Here is a 15,531-nt window from a genome sequence, read left to right on the forward strand (position 1 = left end):
TGCCTACAGAATGCCGAGGTTGCGCTGCAGCTCGTACGGAGTGACCTGGAGGCGATAGTCCTGCCATTCAGCACGCTTGTTGCGGAGGAAGTGCTCGAATACCTGCTCGCCCAGGATCTGAGCCACAAGCTCGGATTCCTCCATGGCACGGATGGCATCGTGAAGGCTTGCCGGCAGTGGGGCGTGCCCCATGGCCCGACGCTCGGCGGTGGTCAGCGACCAAACGTCGTCTTCAGCAGCAGCGGGCAGCTCATAGCCTTCCTCGATGCCCTTCAGGCCGGCGCCAAGCAGGACCGCGTAAGCCAGGTAGGGGTTCGTGGCGGAATCAATGCCGCGGTACTCAATACGTGCGGACTGGCCCTTGCCGGGCTTGTACAACGGAACGCGAACCAGTGCGGAGCGGTTGTTGTGGCCCCAGCTCAAGTAGCTCGGTGCCTCGCCGCCACCCCAGAGGCGCTTGTAGGAATTGACGAACTGATTGGTGACGGCCGTGAATTCCGGAGCGTGCTTCAGGATTCCCGCTATGAACTGGCGTGCGGTCTTGGACAGCTGGAACTCTGCTCCGGCCTCGAAGAACGCATTGGTGTCCCCCTCGAACAGCGAGAAGTGCGTGTGCATACCGGAACCGGGGTGGTCCGTGAACGGTTTGGGCATGAAAGTGGCGTATGTGCCCTGCTGCAGTGCAACTTCCTTGATGACCGTGCGGAACGTCATGATGTTGTCCGCGGTCTGCAAGGCGTCCGCGTAGCGGAGGTCGATCTCGTTCTGGCCCGGACCACCTTCATGGTGGCTGAATTCGACCGAGATGCCTACCGACTCGAGCATGGTGACCGCTGTGCGACGGAAGTCCTGCGCCACTCCTCCCGGCACGTGGTCGAAATAGCCGCCTTCGTCCACGGGAACTGGCGCGCCGTTAGGGCCAAGCTCCTTGGACTTCAACAGGTAGAACTCGATCTCGGGATGGGTGTAGCAGGTGAAGCCCATGTCCGCGGCCTTGGCAAGGGTCCTCTTCAAGACGTTGCGCGGGTCCGCAGCGGAGGGCTCACCGTCAGGAGTCAGGACGTCGCAGAACATCCTCGACGTCTGCTCGGTCTCGCCCCGCCACGGCAAGATCTGGAACGTGGAAGGGTCCGGCTGCGCCAGCATGTCGGATTCGAACACGCGCGCCAGGCCTTCAATGGCCGAACCGTCGAAGCCCAGGCCTTCCTCAAAGGCGCCTTCAACCTCTGCCGGCGCCAGGGCAACGGATTTGAGCGAACCCACGACGTCGGTGAACCACAAGCGTACGAAGCGCACGTCACGCTCTTCGATCGTCCGCAGAACGAACTCTTGCTGGCGGTCCATAGGGCCTCTTTTCCGGTTCGGTGTCCATGCTGCTGATTCCACTGGAGTGAAGCCACGACAGCTCAGCCTTCACTCTACTAAGAGTTGAGTGCTAATGCCGCAGCAGTAGCTGCGCGTAACACAGCGTTTACATTGGGTGACCCTGAGCACACTGGTGGCTGGTCCCTTCAACACGGCTTAGGCTCTATCCATGGCCCCGAGCATCCTTCCTGAGTCCACCACGCCCGCCGAAGTTCCCGCACCATATGGCACCGGCCCAGCAGCCGCGGCACAGGCGCCGTCCGTTGCCGGCAGGAAGCCGGTCAGCAGGGTTCGGATCCACCACCTCCAGCAGGCCAAGGACACAGGCGAGCACTTCGCCATGCTCACTGCCTATGAGCAGTACACCGCCGAGATCTTCGACCAAGCCGGAATCGAAGTCCTCCTGGTGGGCGACTCCGCTTCCAACAACGTGTTCGGCAACGAGACCAGCCTCCCCGTCACAGTGGACGAGCTCTTGCCTCTTTGCCGAGCCGTGAGCAGGTCGGCCAAGCGTGCACTGATCATTGCGGACCTCCCCTTTGGCAGCTACGAGGTTTCTGCTGAGCAAGCTGTCGCCACGGGCGTGCGATTCCTCAAAGAAGGACTCGCGCACGCCGTCAAGATCGAGGGTTCGGCTTACTACGCCGAGACGGTCAAAGCGATGGTCCAGGCCGGCATTCCCGTCATGGCCCACATTGGCTTCACTCCGCAGAGCGAGCACTCCCTGGGTGGATACCGCGTACAAGGCCGCGGTGACGACGCACAGCGCCTGATCGACGACGCCGTGGCCCTACAGGACGCCGGCGCCTTCAGCGTCCTGATGGAAATGGTTCCTGCGGAAGCTGCGGCCGCCATCGACGCCGCGTTGCGGGTCCCCACTGTCGGCATCGGTGCCGGCAAGTCCACCACTGGCCAGGTATTGGTATGGCAGGACATGGCCGGACTACGCGGCGGCAAGATGGCGAAGTTCGTCAAGCAGTACGCAGACCTGCGCACCACCCTCAGCGACGCCGCAGCCGCCTACGGCGAGGACGTCCGGTCCGGGCAGTTCCCCGGACCGGAGCACTCCTTCTAGTCGTCGTCCTGGACGTCCCAGGCCTCATTGCGCGCCTTGACCTTTTCCAAGGCGTGCTCGGCTTCTTCCCTGGTCTTATAAGGGCCAATGAGCTGAGTCCAATCGGACATGGCGTCCTCTTCGATCTCGTGCGTCTTGACGTTGTACCAGTACTCCGTCACGTCTCCTCCTCGATCCGTTGGCTGTTGGACGCGTAACGTTGGCGCCGGTATCCGAACCCCGGCCGCCCTTTGTTACTTACGTCTCTTGTGTGCCTTATATGATCAATCTATGCCTTCTCTAGCTTCGACTGCACCCATCGGCACACTCACACCGGGAACCCTCAGCCCTGAACGGCCCGTCCCGGCGTCGATCCCCCGGCCTGAGTACGTGGGCAAGAAGGCGCCCGCGAAGTTCACGGGTTCCGAAGTGAAGTCGGCAGAGACCATTGAGAAGATCCGGATCGCGGGCAAAATTGCGGCCCAGGCGATCGTTGAGGTGGGAAAGCACGCCGTGCCCGGAGTCACCACGGACCAGCTGGACAGGATTGGCCACGAGTTCCTCCTGGACCACAACGCCTACCCCTCCACCCTTGGATACCGCGGCTTTCCGAAGTCCCTGTGCTCCTCCCTCAATGAAGTCATTTGCCACGGAATCCCTGATTCCACCGTGGTCCAGGACGGCGACATCCTGAACATCGACATCACCGCCTTCATTGGCGGCGTGCACGGGGACACGAATTTCACTTTCCTTGTTGGCGACGTGGATGAAGAATCCCGTTTGCTGGTTGAGCGTACGCAGGAGTCGCTCAACCGGGCCATCAAGGCAGTGGCCCCCGGCCGCGAAATCAACGTAATCGGCCGTGCCATCCAGTCTTACGCCAAACGCTTCGGCTATGGCGTAGTACGGGATTTCACTGGGCACGGTGTCGGTGAGGCCTTCCATACGGGCCTCATCATTCCGCATTACGACGCAGCCCCGGCGTATAACACCGTGATCGAGACAGGCATGGTCTTCACCATCGAACCCATGCTCACCCTCGGCACCATCGAATGGGATATGTGGGCCGACGACTGGACTGTTGTCACCAAGGACCACAAACGCACGGCCCAATTCGAGCACACCCTGCTGGTCACCGAGACCGGCGCGGAAATCCTTACCCTTCCCTGAACCCCGCGGAAGGTCCACGCAGCCTGCGCGGCTGCGCCATGCCCACCCCTCCTGCCATGATCGGAAATGCATTGTCCAAGAAGGATGAGAAGACCCACAAGCACGCGCCGCTGATCGGTATCGACATCGGCGGCACCGGCATCAAGGGCGGCATCGTCGACCTGAAGAAGGGCAAACTTATCGGTGAGCGCTTCCGGGTCCCCACTCCCCAGCCCGCGACTCCCGAGGCCGTTGCCGAAGTCGTCGCCCAGATCGTCGAAGAGTTGTCCAGCCGTCCGGACGCACCCGCTGCGTCCTCGCCGGTAGGCGTAACCTTCCCGGGCATTATCCAGCACGGTGTGGTGAACTCTGCGGCCAACGTGGACAAATCCTGGCTTGGTGCCGACATCGACACAGCATTCACCAAGCGTCTGGGCCGCCCTGTCGAGGTGATCAACGATGCCGACGCCGCCGGACTCGCGGAAGCGCGTTACGGAGCGGGCGAAGGCGTGGACGGAACTGTCCTGGTGATTACGCTTGGAACCGGCATCGGATCCGCTTTCATCTTCAATGGTCAGCTTGTTCCCAATGCCGAGCTCGGCCACCTCGAGGTGGACGGCTTCGACGCCGAGACCAAGGCATCTGCGGTGGCTCGCGAACGCGACGGCCTGAGCTGGGACGAGTACGGTGTCCTCCTCAACCGCTACCTCCAGCATGTCGAATTCCTGTTCTCACCCGAGCTCTTCATCGTTGGAGGCGGTATCTCCAAGCGATCCGCTGAATACTTCCCGCACCTTGAGCTGCGCACCAAGATCGTGACCGCCGAGTTGAAGAACGACGCCGGCATCGTCGGTGCAGCACTCGAGGTCGCACTGCATCACAAGCTGGCCAAGTAGTCCCATGACCGGGAACAACAGCGCTGTATCCGGCATAGCGATCGTCAGCGGCGCGAGTCGCGGGATCGGAGCGGCAGTTGCACGCGCTGCCGCACGCGCCGGGTACGGCGTTGTCGTCAACTATTCCGCGGATGCGGATGGCGCCCGCAGAGTGGTCAGTGACATCAACGACTCAGGCGGCACGGCACGGGCCGTGCAGGCGGACATCAGCCGACCCGCCGACGTCGTGCGTTTGTTTGACGAAGCCGCGGAATGGGGACCCCTTACCGCCGTGATCAACAATGCTGCCATCACCGGCGACCAAATAGGGACGCTGACGGACGTACCGGCGGAGACCGTGCAAAGAGTAGTGGACGTCAATGTGGCGGGCATGATTTTCATGTGCCAGGAAGCGGTCCGGAGGCTCTCGACCGACCGTGGCGGCAACGGTGGTTCCATCATCAATATCTCCTCCACGGCCACCAAGGCCGGCTCGCCCGGAACCTGGGTGCACTATGCCGCCACGAAAGGCGCCGTTGATGTGCTGACGGTGGGTTTGGCGGCCGAAGTGGCCAAGCAGGGAATCCGGGTCAACGCAGTAGCGCCCGGCAGCACCAATACCGGCCTCCATGCTGCGGCCGGAATGCCTGATCGCGTCGAACGGCTAAATCCGACCATTCCCATGGGTCGGGGTGCTGAACCGGAAGAGATTGCCGCCGCGGCACTCTGGCTGATGTCTGACAACGCAGGTTACATCACGGGTGCCGTCTTGCCGGTTTCCGGCGGTCGATAGCGGCACCGTCCGCGTGTGGTGCCGGTGGCGGCTGCGGCTTCCCCTCCGCTGCCGCCACCGGAGCTAGAGTTGGCTCTTTTCGGAGCCCGTGGCCTCTTTGGAGCCCGCCTTCGCATGTGCCTCGGCCTCATGACGGAGCAGCGAAATGGCAGATTCGAAATCTTCCAGGGATTCGAAGGCCTGGTAGACGCTGGCGAAGCGCAGGTAGGCAACCTCGTCCAGTTTCCGCAAGGGGCCGAGAATGGCCAGTCCGACCTCGTGGGCGTCGATTTCCGCTGCCCCCGATGAGCGGATGTTTTCTTCGACTTCCTGGGCAAGCATCGCGAGGTCGTCTTCGGTGACAGGACGGCCCTGGCATGCCTTGCGGACGCCACTGATGACTTTGATCCGGCTGAAGGGCTCGCCTACTCCGGAGCGCTTGATGACAGACAGGCTCGTGGTTTCCACGGTAGTGAAGCGGCGACCACATTCAGGGCACTGGCGACGACGCCGAATCGAGGAGCCGTCATCAGCCATTCGGCTGTCGACGACGCGCGAGTCAGGATTCCGGCAGAACGGACAATACACGCTGGGCCTCCCCTGACAGCTCCGGCACGGGACCGCACGGGCGAGACGCCGGATACGCAAAGGTGCCGGAAGATTGACTTCCGGCACCAGTTTACGTTTGTCTCCACCCTAATGACAAGCGTGTAATTACTACATGTAGTAGTAGCCACCCTTATATGTAGTGGTTTGCTCCCTAGGCGAAGCGGATCCGGACCGCGTCTCCATGGCCCGGAAGATCCTCTGCACCCGACAGGCTGAGAATGTGACCGCTGACTTGCTCCAACGCCGTGCGGTTGTAGTTGATGACCTGCACGGCACGGAGAAACGTCGTCACGTTCAAGCCCGACGAGAAGGCGGCTGTGCCGCTGGTGGGCAACACATGGTTGGAACCGGCACAATAGTCGCCCAGGCTCACGGGGCTGTAGTCGCCCACAAAGATCGCGCCAGCGTTGCGGATTCGCGCCGCAACAGAAGGTGCATCCGCCGTCATGATCTCCAGGTGCTCCGCAGCATAGGCGTTGCAGACCGCAATCCCCTGCTCAAGATCGTCCACCAGGACAACGCCGGACTGAGGGCCGGACAACGCCTCAAGTACGCGGGCCTGGTGTTTTGTCGTCGCGGTTTGCCGAGCCAGTTCACGCACGACGGCGTCAGCCAACTCTGCGGAGTCCGTCACCAGGACTGACGCTGCTTTGGGATCGTGCTCGGCTTGGCTGATGAGATCGGCAGCGACCAGCGGGGCCTGCGCCGTGGAGTCGGCAAGGATGGCGATTTCCGTGGTTCCCGCTTCAGAATCAATGCCCACGACGCCCTTAACGAGCCGCTTGGCCGTGGCCACGAAGATGTTTCCGGGACCCGTGACGACATCCACAGGCTCAATGGGCAGTTCGTCCCCGGTAGTGGGGACACCATAGGCAAAGGAAACAATCGCCTGGGCGCCGCCGATGGCGTAGACCTCGTCAATGCCCAGGAGTGAGGCAGCCGCAAGGATGGTGGGGTGCGGAAGGCCGCCAAAATCCTTCTGGGGCGGGGAAGCCAGCGCAATTGACTCAACACCGGCCGCCACTGCGGGCACCACGTTCATGATGACGGAAGAGGCCAAAGGGGCCAGACCCCCGGGAACATAGAGTCCCACGCGCCCCACTGGAAGCCAGTTCTGGCTGACAACGGCTCCGTCTGCCAATGCGACGTCAACATTGGCGGGCCGCTGCTGTTCGGCGAACTGCCTGGCACGGCTGATCGACTCCTCCAAGGCCGCACGGACCTCCGGGTCGAGCTCGGCCAACGCCCGGGTCAGAGCCTCCGCGGGGACCCGCGGGTGGGTCTGTTCCACGCCGTCGAAATCCTTGGCCAGCTCGGCAAGGGCCGCAAATCCGCGGCCTCTAACAGCAGCAATGATGTCCAGGACTTTCTGCTCCGCGTCAGCCATGGTCCGATGCTGTGCCCGGGGTACCGCGGCGCGCAGTTCTGCCAAGGACAGGTGGCGTCCCCGGAAATCGATGCTGCGGAATTTCAAGGAAGCGTCGGCAGGGGCGGAAGTATCCGAAGAAGTGGTCACCCTGCTATTTTACGGGCTTCTTGGAAAGAACCCCGAACAAGGCCAAAACGAACGTGACGAAGGCAGTGGCCCCGGGCCACAGGAAAAGGACCGAGTAGGAACGCAGGGTGAAGCCATATTCGGGGCCGAGCGCGGAATCCGGCGCCGGCCCCCACAGCTGCGCGGCGAGAAGGCCAACCAGCCAGGCAATTACACCACCCGCTGCGCTGCCAAGCACGGCTAAGACCAAGCGGCGAACGGCATCGTGTCCGTGCAGCTTCCCGTCCAGCATGACCCCCGTGAAGCAACCGGCCAGCAACACAAGGCCAGCGAGGATCAAATCCCTCGGAAGCCAGGATTCAGGGTTGGCCGCATTCGCCAAATCGGGATTACCGGACAGCAAGTTGAGTCCGCCCGGCGCCAATACCCACCACAGAACGCCCAGAATTGCGCCGGAAACCGCGGGAACAGCAAACCACAGGCCGTCCCGGAAGCGCCGAGGGGTTGAAGCGCGGGCAGGTTCGGCATCCGCGGCGATGTTCATACTGGGCTGGGTCATGCAACTCACATTAACAAACGTTCATGCCACCTCAACAAAATAAGGCGTCCAAGCACGTGGGGCATACCCTGAAGAGAGGCAAGATAAACCCCAGTGCAGGAGAAACACCCACGTGGCAAGCGAACTACCCGGCTTCGAACAGACCTTCAGGGAGATGTTCCGCAGGCATGCCGCCGGGGTGGCCATCATCACGGCGAACCTTAACGGCAAGCCTTTCGGATTTACGGCTACGTCCGTAGCCTCCCTGTCCGCCGAGCCGCCACGCTTCACGTTCAACATGGCCAGGAGTTCCAGCTCCTGGCCCGCAGTGGCAGGCGCCGAATACATCGGAGTCCACATGCTGGGGCTCGAAAACCAGGCACTGGCCAATCGATTCGCGCGGACCCGCGACCGCTTTGAAGGCGACCACTGGGAGCCCGGGCCGCATGACGTACCCATCCTGAAGGATGTCAGCGGCTGGCTCGTCGGGAAAATCCAGATGCGCCTGTCCTTCGAGAACAACGCCGTCATCGTCGTGGAAGTTATTGACGGTCAAGTAGGCGAAGACGGCACTCCCCTGCTCTACCACGGGGGCGGCTACAGCCGCCCGGCACCGCTCGACTACGAGATCTGACCGAGCGGCGGTCGCTGGCCTAGGTATCGAGGCAGGCCGGGCCGAGGAGGACCTTCAGATCGCCGAAAAGCGACGGGCTGGGGTTGACCCGCATGTGGACGGGCAAGCCCATGACCTCAATCTTGGTGTCGCCCATCAGCTTCAGCCGGACTTCGGAGTTCCCGCGATGGGTGCGGAGGACATCGCGCAGGTCCGTCACCACGGACTCCGTCGCTTTGAAGGTTGGAATGGTTATCACCACAGGGCCGTTCACGCTTTCGCTCAGGTCCGGAACCGAGAGCTCCATGCAGTTCAAGGTGATGGCACCGTCATCCCTGCGCTGGAGCCGGCCCTTGACCACGACGATCAGATCCTCCGCCAGCACCGAAGCAATGGGGCCGTACACCTGCCCGAAGAACATGACTTCCATGGAGGCGCCAAGGTCCTCTATCTCCGCACGGGCGTAGGCATTGCCGCTGGCCTTGGCGATCCTTCGGCTCAGCGAGGTAATCATGCCCGCAATGGTGACGATCGCGCCGTCGTGCGGTCCGTCTTCGGCGATGATCGACGTAATGGACTGCTCGGCATGCTGGCTGAGGACGCCCTCCAAGCCCTGCAGCGGATGGTCTGAGACGTAGAGGCCCAGCATGTCGCGCTCGAAGGACAATTTGTCCTTCTTCTCCCACTCAGGAAGGTCGGGAATTTCCGTGGTCAGCGAGGCCTCGGGCTCCTGGTCCTCGAATCCGGCAAAGAGATCGAACTGGCCGATGGCCTCGTTGCGCTTGAGCGTGATGACGGAGTCAATGGCTTCTTCATGGATCATCGCCAACGCGCGGCGATGATGTCCGAGCGAATCAAAGGCTCCGGCTTTGATCAGCGATTCAATGGTCCGCTTGTTGCAGACCACCGCAGGCACCTTCAGGAGGAAGTCCTTGAAGGAGGTGTAGCTTCCCTCTGTCGTCCGGGCGGACACCATGGCATCCACAACGTTCACGCCGACGTTCCGGATAGCGCCCATGCCGAAGCGGATGTCCTTGCCCACTGGGGTGAAGTTCAACGACGATTCGTTGACGTCCGGCGGGAGGACCGTGATGCCCATTCGCCTGCACTCGTTGAGGTAGATGGCCGATTTGTCTTTGTCGTCACCAACAGAGGTCAGCAGCGCTGCCATGTATTCAGGCGCGTAGTGCGCTTTCAAATAGGCAGTCCAGTACGAAATAACGCCATAAGCCGCCGAGTGGGCCTTGTTGAAGGCGTAGTCGGAGAAGGGCAGCAGGATGTCCCAGAGCGTCTTGACGGCTGCCATGGAGTAGCCGTTGTCCTGCATGCCTTGGGAGAATCCAGCAAACTGCTTGTCCAGTTCTGATTTCTTTTTCTTACCCATGGCACGCCGCAGGATGTCTGCCTGGCCAAGCGAATAGCCAGCCAGCTTCTGCGCCACGGCCATCACCTGCTCCTGGTAAACGATCAGGCCGAACGTACCACCCAGGATGTCTTCCAGCGGCTCCGCCAGCTCCGGGTGGATGGGGATGACTTCCTGGATCCCGTTCTTGCGCAGCGCGTAGTCGTTGTGGGCGTTGGCGCCCATAGGACCAGGCCGGTACAGGGCCAGGACGGCGGAGATGTCTTCGAAGTTGTCAGGCTTCATGAGCTTGAGCAGTGAACGCATAGGGCCGCCGTCGAGCTGGAAAACGCCCAGTGTGTCGCCGCGTGCCAGGAGTTCGTAGGAAGCGGCGTCGTCGAGTTCCAGGTTCTCCAGGTCCAGGTCTACATCGCGGTTCATCTTGATGTTTTCCAGGGCGTCCGAAATGATCGTCAGGTTTCGGAGACCCAGGAAGTCCATCTTGATCAGCCCGAGGCCCTCGGACGTTGGATAGTCGAACTGGGTAATTACCTGGCCGTCCTGGAAACGGCGCATGACGGGAATGACATCAATGATGGGGTCCGATGACATGATGACGCCTGCGGCGTGCACGCCCCACTGCCGTTTCAAGCCCTCGATGCCCAGCGCTGTCTCGAAGACCTTAGCAGCCTCGGGATCAGTCGCAATGAGCTGGCGGAAATCGCCGGCCTCGCTGTAGCGCTTGGATTCCGGGTTCTGGATGTCCGCAAGCGGGATGTCCTTGGCCATGACTGCCGGCGGCAGGGCCTTGGTCAGTTGCTCACCCATGCTGAACGGGTAGCCCAGCACACGGGATGAGTCCTTGAGTGCCTGCTTGGTCTTGATGGTGCCATAGGTGACAATCATCGCTACGCGTTCGTCGCCATACTTCTTGGTGACGTAGTCGATGACCTCCGATCGGCGGCGATCATCGAAGTCGACGTCGAAGTCGGGCATGGAGACGCGGTCCGGGTTGAGGAAGCGTTCGAAGATCAAGCCGTGCTGGAGGGGATCGAGATCGGTAATACGCATGGCATACGCCACCATGGAGCCAGCGCCCGAACCACGCCCCGGACCCACCCGGATGCCGTTGTTCTTGGCCCAGTTGATGAAGTCGGCCACCACCAGGAAGTATCCGGGGAAGCCCATGGAGGTGATGACCCCCAGCTCATAATCGGCTTGCTTGCGGACCTTGTCCGGGATTCCCTGGGGGTAGCGGTACTGCAGGCCGGTGTCTACTTCCTTGACCAGCCAGGAGGTTTCGTCTTCTCCCGGCGGACAAGGGAATCGGGGCATGTAGTTGGCGCCGGTGTTGAAGGAGACTTCACAGCGCTCGGCGATGAGCAGGGTGTTGTCGCAGGCTTCCGGGTGGTCGCGGAACAGTTCGCGCATTTCCTGAGGAGACTTCAGGTAGTAGCCGCTGCCGGAGAAGGCGAAGCGCGAGCCGCCGTTGTCGTACGTCGGCTCCAGCAATGTGGAGCCGGACTGAATGGCCAGGAGTGCCTCGTGGGCCTTGGCATCGTGTTCGTGAGTGTAGTGGAGGTCGTTGGTGGCCACGAGTGGAAGATTGAGTTCCTTGGCCAGACGCAGGAGGTCACCGGTGACGCGACGCTCGATGTCCAGGCCGTGGTCCATCAGTTCGCAGAAATAGTTTTCCGCGCCGAAGATGTCCCTGAATTCGGCAGCTGCCTCGACGGCTTCCCGGTATTGGCCGAGTCGGAGCTTGGTCTGCACCTCGCCGGACGGGCATCCCGTGGTGGCAATGAGCCCTTCCGAGTACGTGTTGAGGAGCTCGCGATCCAAGCGCGGCCACTTGCCGAACACCGAATCCAACGACGCAATCGAGGACGCCCGGAACAGGTTCCGCATGCCTACGTTGTTGTAGCTCAAGAGCGTCATGTGGGTGTATGAACCACCACCGGAGACGTCGTCCTTGCGCTGGCTTTCATCGCCCCAGCGCACACGCTCTTTGTCACCGCGGGCAGTTCCCGGAGTCACGTATGCTTCCACGCCGATGATCGGCTTGATGCCCTTGTCCGTGGCCTTGCGCCAAAAGTCGAAAGCGCCGAACAGATAGCCGTGGTCCGTTGTGGCCAGGGCAGGCATTCCGAGGCGTTCGGTTTCATCGAACAGCTCAGTCAGGCGGGCCGCTCCATCCAGCATGGAGTATTCGGTATGGGTGTGCAGGTGGACGAACGAATCATTGCTGGAAGTCACCACGACAGTCTACCGTCCCCGTCAGGACGGGATGCGGACCTCCTTGAGAGGGTTGCCTAGGCACTTCCGCTGGCAAGCAGGTCCAGCGCGTACTGGAGGTCGGCCGGGTAGTTGCTGGTGACTTCCACCCATTCACCGGTTCTGGGATGGGTGAAGCCAAGCTGGCGGGCGTGGAGCCACTGTCTGGTCAGCCCAAGGTTCGCAGCGAGCCGGGGATCCGCCCCGTAAGTGAGGTCGCCGGCGCAAGGGTGCCGCAAGGCGGAGAAGTGAACCCGGATCTGGTGAGTCCGCCCGGTCTCCAGATGAACCTCAACCAAAGTAGCCTTGCCGAACGCTTCAAGAACCTCATAGTGGGTCACCGATGGGCGCCCGTCCTCGATCACCGCGAATCGCCAGTCATGGCCCGGGTGGCGCCCGATCGGGGCATCAATAGTGCCCTCAAGAGGGTCCGGGAGGCCTTGGACTACGGCATGGTAGACCTTGTCCACCGTGCGCTCCTTGAAGGCCCGCTTCAGCACCGTGTAGGCGTGCTCGGTCTTGGCGACCACCATGACGCCTGATGTGCCGACGTCCAGCCGGTGGACAATCCCGGCCCGCTCAGGCGCTCCCGACGTCGAGATCCGGTATCCGGCACCGGCAAGGCCACCCACCACCGTGGGCCCGACCCAGCCAGGTGATGGGTGCGCAGCAACGCCCACCGGCTTGTCGATGACAACGAAATCCTCGTCATCCAGCAAGATCTTCAGGCCTTCCACAACTTCCTCCACGACTTCCAAGGGGTCCGGCCGCTCGGGAACCGTAACTTCAAGTACTGCACCGCCGGCGAGCTTCGAGGATTTGCCCAGTGCCACCCCGCCGCTGGTGACATTTCCTTCAGCGATCAGCAGGGCGGCCGCGGAACGGGAAATATCCAACAGCCTGGCCAGGCCGGCGTCGGCCCGGGCCCCTGCCAGGTCGTCCGGGACCACTACCGAATCACTCACCGGCAGGCTCCCCGGCAGGGCCTTCGGCGCGCTTGTTATCCTTTGCCGACGTGGCCACGTGGCGTGATCCGTCCATGGAGACTCCCCGCAGGGTCAGGATGCAGATAATTGCAACGCCGGACACCACTGCTGAGTCCGCGATGTTGAAGATCGCAAAGTTGGGGAGCTGGATGAAGTCCACCACGTGCCCCATGGCGAAGGACGGCTCGCGGAAAAGACGGTCGGTCAGGTTGCCCAACGCACCTCCCAGCAGCAGCCCCAAGGACAGCGCCCACCAGGCTGAGCCCAGACGGCGCAACTGGAAGAGGATCGCCACTGACACAGCTGCCATGACGATCGTGAAGATCCATGTCACGTTCTCGCCGATGGAGAACGCAGCCCCGGAGTTCCGGATGTAGTACCAGTGCAGCAGCGGGGGCAGCACAGGAATGCGCTCCCCTTCGGTCATGGTGCTGGTTACCCAAAGCTTGGTCAGCTGATCGAAGGCGTAGGCGAACACGGCAAAGCCGGTGAAGAGCCAGAGCATGGCCGGACGCCACTTACGGCGTGTGGTGGGCGCGGGCTGCGATGCGGCATCGGTGAAGTCGTCGGTCATTGTGCTTTCATTCGGGAAGCGTGTCGGGCTACTGCCAGGGCGTTAACAGCAAAAGCCGGTGGCCGAGGAGTCCTCAGCCACCGGCTTTCAGAATACTTGCTAAACGTCGGCGGTTGCTTCGCCGACCTCAGGGGCAGCAACAGAGCCGCGTGCGTCGAGGTCGCGGAGCTGGCCTTCGATGTAGGCCTTCAGGCGTGAACGGTAGTCGCGCTCGAAGCCACGGAGCTGCTCAACCTTGCGCTCCAGGACGGAGCGCTGCTGCTCAAGGGCGCCAAGGATCTTGCGGGACTTTTCCTGAGCGTCGTTGACCAGGCTGGACGCCTCGATCTGCGCCTCGGCAATGATCTTTTCCTTCTGCTGAGCGCCGTCGGAAACGTGCTTGTCGTGCATCTGCTGAGCCATGGCCAACAGCCCTGCAGCGGATTCCGCCGAAGGGGTGACACCGTTGCTTGCAGCGGGAGCCTTGGCAGCTGCGGCAGCAGCAGCGGCCTGCTCTGCTTCCTTCTTCTTGGCAGCTTCGGCAGCCTTGGCTTCAGCTTCGGCCTTCGCCTCAGCTTCTTTGTCAACCTTGACCGGAGCCGGAACCTTCTCGACGACGGGGGCGGCAGCAGTGGCGGCAGGCACAGCCGAACCAGTCTCGCCGAGCTTCTTGCGAAGTTCGTCATTCTCCTGGTTCAAGCGGCGAAGTTCCACCACGATCTCGTCGAGGAAGTCGTCTACCTCGTCCTGGTCGTAGCCTTCGCGGAACTTGGTCGGCTGAAAGCGCTTGTTGACAACGTCTTCTGGCGTCAAAGCCATCTGGTCACCTCGTTGGTCTAGTTAGTCAGTAGGCCTTCCGGCCGTTCAAAACTACGGTACCTAAATATCATCTGGTTCCTCCAATTCAACACCATCGTGTTGATTTGGAGAATTTGCGGCCTGTGGACCATTCGGTGGTCCGGGTTCCGCGGTGCAGCTAGGCCAGGCTGTTGGTTACGGCCATGGCGATGCTCACGGCAATAATCAGTATCAAGAAGCCCAAATCCAGGGAGATTCCACCCAGTTGGAGCGGTGGTATCAGTCGGCGGAGCCTCCCGAGCGGAGGGTCCGTGACCGAGTAGACCACATGTGCTGTAACCAATGCCACACCGCGGGGGCGCCATTGGCGGGCGAACATCTGCACCCATTCAAAGATGAGTCTGATGATCAGGGCAATGAAAAACAGCAACAACACAATATAGATAAGGCCGAAAACAATGCCCACGAGTTAGCTCAGATCTCCCACTTGTTCCGGAATGCCGATCGGTCCCTACTATTGCAACACAGATGCCAGGCAGGTTGACCCGCCTGGCATCCGCAAAAGTTCGTTCTCAGCTCTGGTTGAAGAAGCTTGCCTGCGTTTCGCTGGCCTTCTTGTCATCTCCGATGACTTCGACATACGACGGCGACAACAAGAACACCTTGTTGGTGACCCTTTCGATGCTGCCGTGGAGGCCGAAGACGAGACCCGCGGAGAAGTCCACGAGGCGTTTTGCGTCGGCTTCACCCATGTCTGTGACATTCATGATGACGGGAATGCCGTCCCTGAAGCTCTCACCGATAACCTTGGCGTCATTGTAGGAACGGGGATGAACGGTGGTGATCTGCCTCAAACCAGAGGCATCTTCGCGGCTCGACGCCGCACGCTTGATGGGTGTCACGGGTGCGCGGTATTCCTCTTCGGCGTCAACAGGGGGCAATTCACGGACAACTTCCCGAACAGGAGCAGGCGCCCGGCGCTCTTCCCGTTCCGGAACCTGGGGGCGTTCTTCGTCGTGGTGCGCGACGGCCTGCTCAGATTCGTAGTGTTCATCGCCGTCGGCGAGCCCAAGATAGATCATTGTCTTGCGCAGAGCGCCAGCCATGG

Annotated in this window: 16 protein-coding genes; 5 read left to right on the forward strand and 11 right to left on the reverse strand. The window is 61.6% G+C overall.

Features of this window, described 5'->3' with window-relative positions; all coding sequences use genetic code 11:
- Positions 1 to 3: 3 nt before the first annotated feature.
- Positions 4 to 1,344 carry a glutamine synthetase family protein gene (locus ACFRJ9_RS15530; RefSeq protein WP_377669639.1) on the reverse strand — a complete coding sequence of 447 codons (1,341 nt, stop codon included), beginning with the start codon at positions 1,342 to 1,344 and terminating at the stop codon, positions 4 to 6.
- A gap of 190 nt (positions 1,345 to 1,534) precedes the next feature.
- Here ACFRJ9_RS15530 and panB point away from each other — a divergent pair, with 190 nt between their 5' ends.
- On the forward strand, positions 1,535 to 2,440 hold the full coding sequence (gene panB / locus ACFRJ9_RS15535; protein WP_377669641.1) for a 3-methyl-2-oxobutanoate hydroxymethyltransferase: 906 nt from the start codon (positions 1,535 to 1,537) through the stop codon (positions 2,438 to 2,440).
- On the opposite strand, the gene ACFRJ9_RS15540 is transcribed toward panB, so the two are convergent.
- Entirely contained in the window at positions 2,437 to 2,601 is a 165-nt protein-coding gene (locus tag ACFRJ9_RS15540) for an SPOR domain-containing protein (protein ID WP_377669643.1), read from the reverse strand. The two genes, panB and ACFRJ9_RS15540, sit on opposite strands and share 4 nt — an antisense overlap.
- Before the next feature lie 109 nt (positions 2,602 to 2,710).
- Here ACFRJ9_RS15540 and map point away from each other — a divergent pair, with 109 nt between their 5' ends.
- The 3 genes from map (at position 2,711) to ACFRJ9_RS15555 (ending at position 5,236) form a co-directional block, all read left to right on the forward strand.
- Positions 2,711 to 3,589 (forward strand): type I methionyl aminopeptidase, encoded by an 879-nt coding sequence (gene map / locus ACFRJ9_RS15545; protein WP_377669646.1) that lies wholly within the window; start codon positions 2,711 to 2,713, stop codon positions 3,587 to 3,589.
- A gap of 71 nt (positions 3,590 to 3,660) precedes the next feature.
- A complete protein-coding gene (gene ppgK / locus ACFRJ9_RS15550; RefSeq protein ID WP_377669907.1) occupies positions 3,661 to 4,464 on the forward strand; it encodes a polyphosphate--glucose phosphotransferase in 804 nt (267 codons plus the stop codon).
- 4 nt (positions 4,465 to 4,468) lie between these two features.
- Positions 4,469 to 5,236, forward strand: a complete 768-nt coding sequence (locus tag ACFRJ9_RS15555) for an SDR family oxidoreductase (RefSeq protein WP_377669649.1) — start codon at positions 4,469 to 4,471, stop codon at positions 5,234 to 5,236.
- 63 nt (positions 5,237 to 5,299) lie between these two features.
- On the opposite strand, the gene nrdR is transcribed toward ACFRJ9_RS15555, so the two are convergent.
- The 3 genes from nrdR to ACFRJ9_RS15570 form a co-directional block, all read right to left on the reverse strand.
- Positions 5,300 to 5,803 (reverse strand): transcriptional regulator NrdR, encoded by a 504-nt coding sequence (gene nrdR, locus ACFRJ9_RS15560; RefSeq protein WP_377669651.1) that lies wholly within the window; start codon positions 5,801 to 5,803, stop codon positions 5,300 to 5,302.
- Between the two features lie 172 nt (positions 5,804 to 5,975).
- On the reverse strand, positions 5,976 to 7,340 hold the full coding sequence (hisD, locus tag ACFRJ9_RS15565; protein ID WP_377669653.1) for a histidinol dehydrogenase: 1,365 nt from the start codon (positions 7,338 to 7,340) through the stop codon (positions 5,976 to 5,978).
- 4 nt (positions 7,341 to 7,344) lie between these two features.
- A complete protein-coding gene (locus ACFRJ9_RS15570) occupies positions 7,345 to 7,878 on the reverse strand; it encodes a hypothetical protein (RefSeq protein WP_377669655.1) in 534 nt (177 codons plus the stop codon).
- A 112-nt stretch (positions 7,879 to 7,990) separates the two neighbouring features.
- Here ACFRJ9_RS15570 and ACFRJ9_RS15575 point away from each other — a divergent pair, with 112 nt between their 5' ends.
- Positions 7,991 to 8,491, forward strand: a complete 501-nt coding sequence (locus ACFRJ9_RS15575; protein WP_377669657.1) for a flavin reductase family protein — start codon at positions 7,991 to 7,993, stop codon at positions 8,489 to 8,491.
- A gap of 19 nt (positions 8,492 to 8,510) precedes the next feature.
- On the opposite strand, the gene dnaE is transcribed toward ACFRJ9_RS15575, so the two are convergent.
- The 6 genes from dnaE to ACFRJ9_RS15605 form a co-directional block, all read right to left on the reverse strand.
- Positions 8,511 to 12,068 carry a DNA polymerase III subunit alpha gene (gene dnaE, locus ACFRJ9_RS15580; protein WP_377669659.1) on the reverse strand — a complete coding sequence of 1,186 codons (3,558 nt, stop codon included), beginning with the start codon at positions 12,066 to 12,068 and terminating at the stop codon, positions 8,511 to 8,513.
- A 56-nt stretch (positions 12,069 to 12,124) separates the two neighbouring features.
- On the reverse strand, positions 12,125 to 13,051 hold the full coding sequence (locus ACFRJ9_RS15585) for an RluA family pseudouridine synthase (RefSeq protein ID WP_377669661.1): 927 nt from the start codon (positions 13,049 to 13,051) through the stop codon (positions 12,125 to 12,127).
- A complete protein-coding gene (gene lspA / locus ACFRJ9_RS15590; protein ID WP_377669663.1) occupies positions 13,044 to 13,646 on the reverse strand; it encodes a signal peptidase II in 603 nt (200 codons plus the stop codon). Before lspA ends, ACFRJ9_RS15585 begins: the two co-directional genes overlap by 8 nt.
- A 99-nt stretch (positions 13,647 to 13,745) precedes the next feature.
- Positions 13,746 to 14,444 (reverse strand): DivIVA domain-containing protein, encoded by a 699-nt coding sequence (locus ACFRJ9_RS15595; RefSeq protein ID WP_377669665.1) that lies wholly within the window; start codon positions 14,442 to 14,444, stop codon positions 13,746 to 13,748.
- Between the two features lie 157 nt (positions 14,445 to 14,601).
- Positions 14,602 to 14,889: a YggT family protein gene (locus ACFRJ9_RS15600; RefSeq protein ID WP_207597124.1), complete on the reverse strand. Its 288-nt coding sequence runs from the start codon at positions 14,887 to 14,889 to the stop codon at positions 14,602 to 14,604.
- A gap of 106 nt (positions 14,890 to 14,995) precedes the next feature.
- Positions 14,996 to 15,529 (reverse strand): cell division protein SepF, encoded by a 534-nt coding sequence (locus tag ACFRJ9_RS15605; RefSeq protein WP_377669667.1) that lies wholly within the window; start codon positions 15,527 to 15,529, stop codon positions 14,996 to 14,998.
- Positions 15,530 to 15,531: the final 2 nt, after the last annotated feature.

Origin of the sequence: Paenarthrobacter sp. NPDC056912 (assembly GCF_042786555.1) — a bacterium.
Classification (GTDB): Bacteria; Actinomycetota; Actinomycetes; order Actinomycetales; family Micrococcaceae; genus Arthrobacter.

Bases quoted from the DNA above. Each gene is read 5' to 3' on its own strand.
- panB (WP_377669641.1), top strand. From the start codon at position 1,535: ATGGCCCCGAGCATCCTTCCTGAGTCCACCACGCCCGCCGAAGTTCCC.
- ACFRJ9_RS15595 (WP_377669665.1), bottom strand. From the start codon at position 14,444: ATGGCTTTGACGCCAGAAGACGTTGTCAACAAGCGCTTTCAGCCGACC.
- ACFRJ9_RS15555 (WP_377669649.1), top strand. From the start codon at position 4,469: ATGACCGGGAACAACAGCGCTGTATCCGGCATAGCGATCGTCAGCGGC.
- map (WP_377669646.1), top strand. From the start codon at position 2,711: ATGCCTTCTCTAGCTTCGACTGCACCCATCGGCACACTCACACCGGGA.
- ACFRJ9_RS15605 (WP_377669667.1), bottom strand. From the start codon at position 15,529: ATGGCTGGCGCTCTGCGCAAGACAATGATCTATCTTGGGCTCGCCGAC.
- lspA (WP_377669663.1), bottom strand. From the start codon at position 13,646: ATGACCGACGACTTCACCGATGCCGCATCGCAGCCCGCGCCCACCACA.
- ACFRJ9_RS15530 (WP_377669639.1), bottom strand. From the start codon at position 1,344: ATGGACCGCCAGCAAGAGTTCGTTCTGCGGACGATCGAAGAGCGTGAC.
- ACFRJ9_RS15570 (WP_377669655.1), bottom strand. From the start codon at position 7,878: ATGACCCAGCCCAGTATGAACATCGCCGCGGATGCCGAACCTGCCCGC.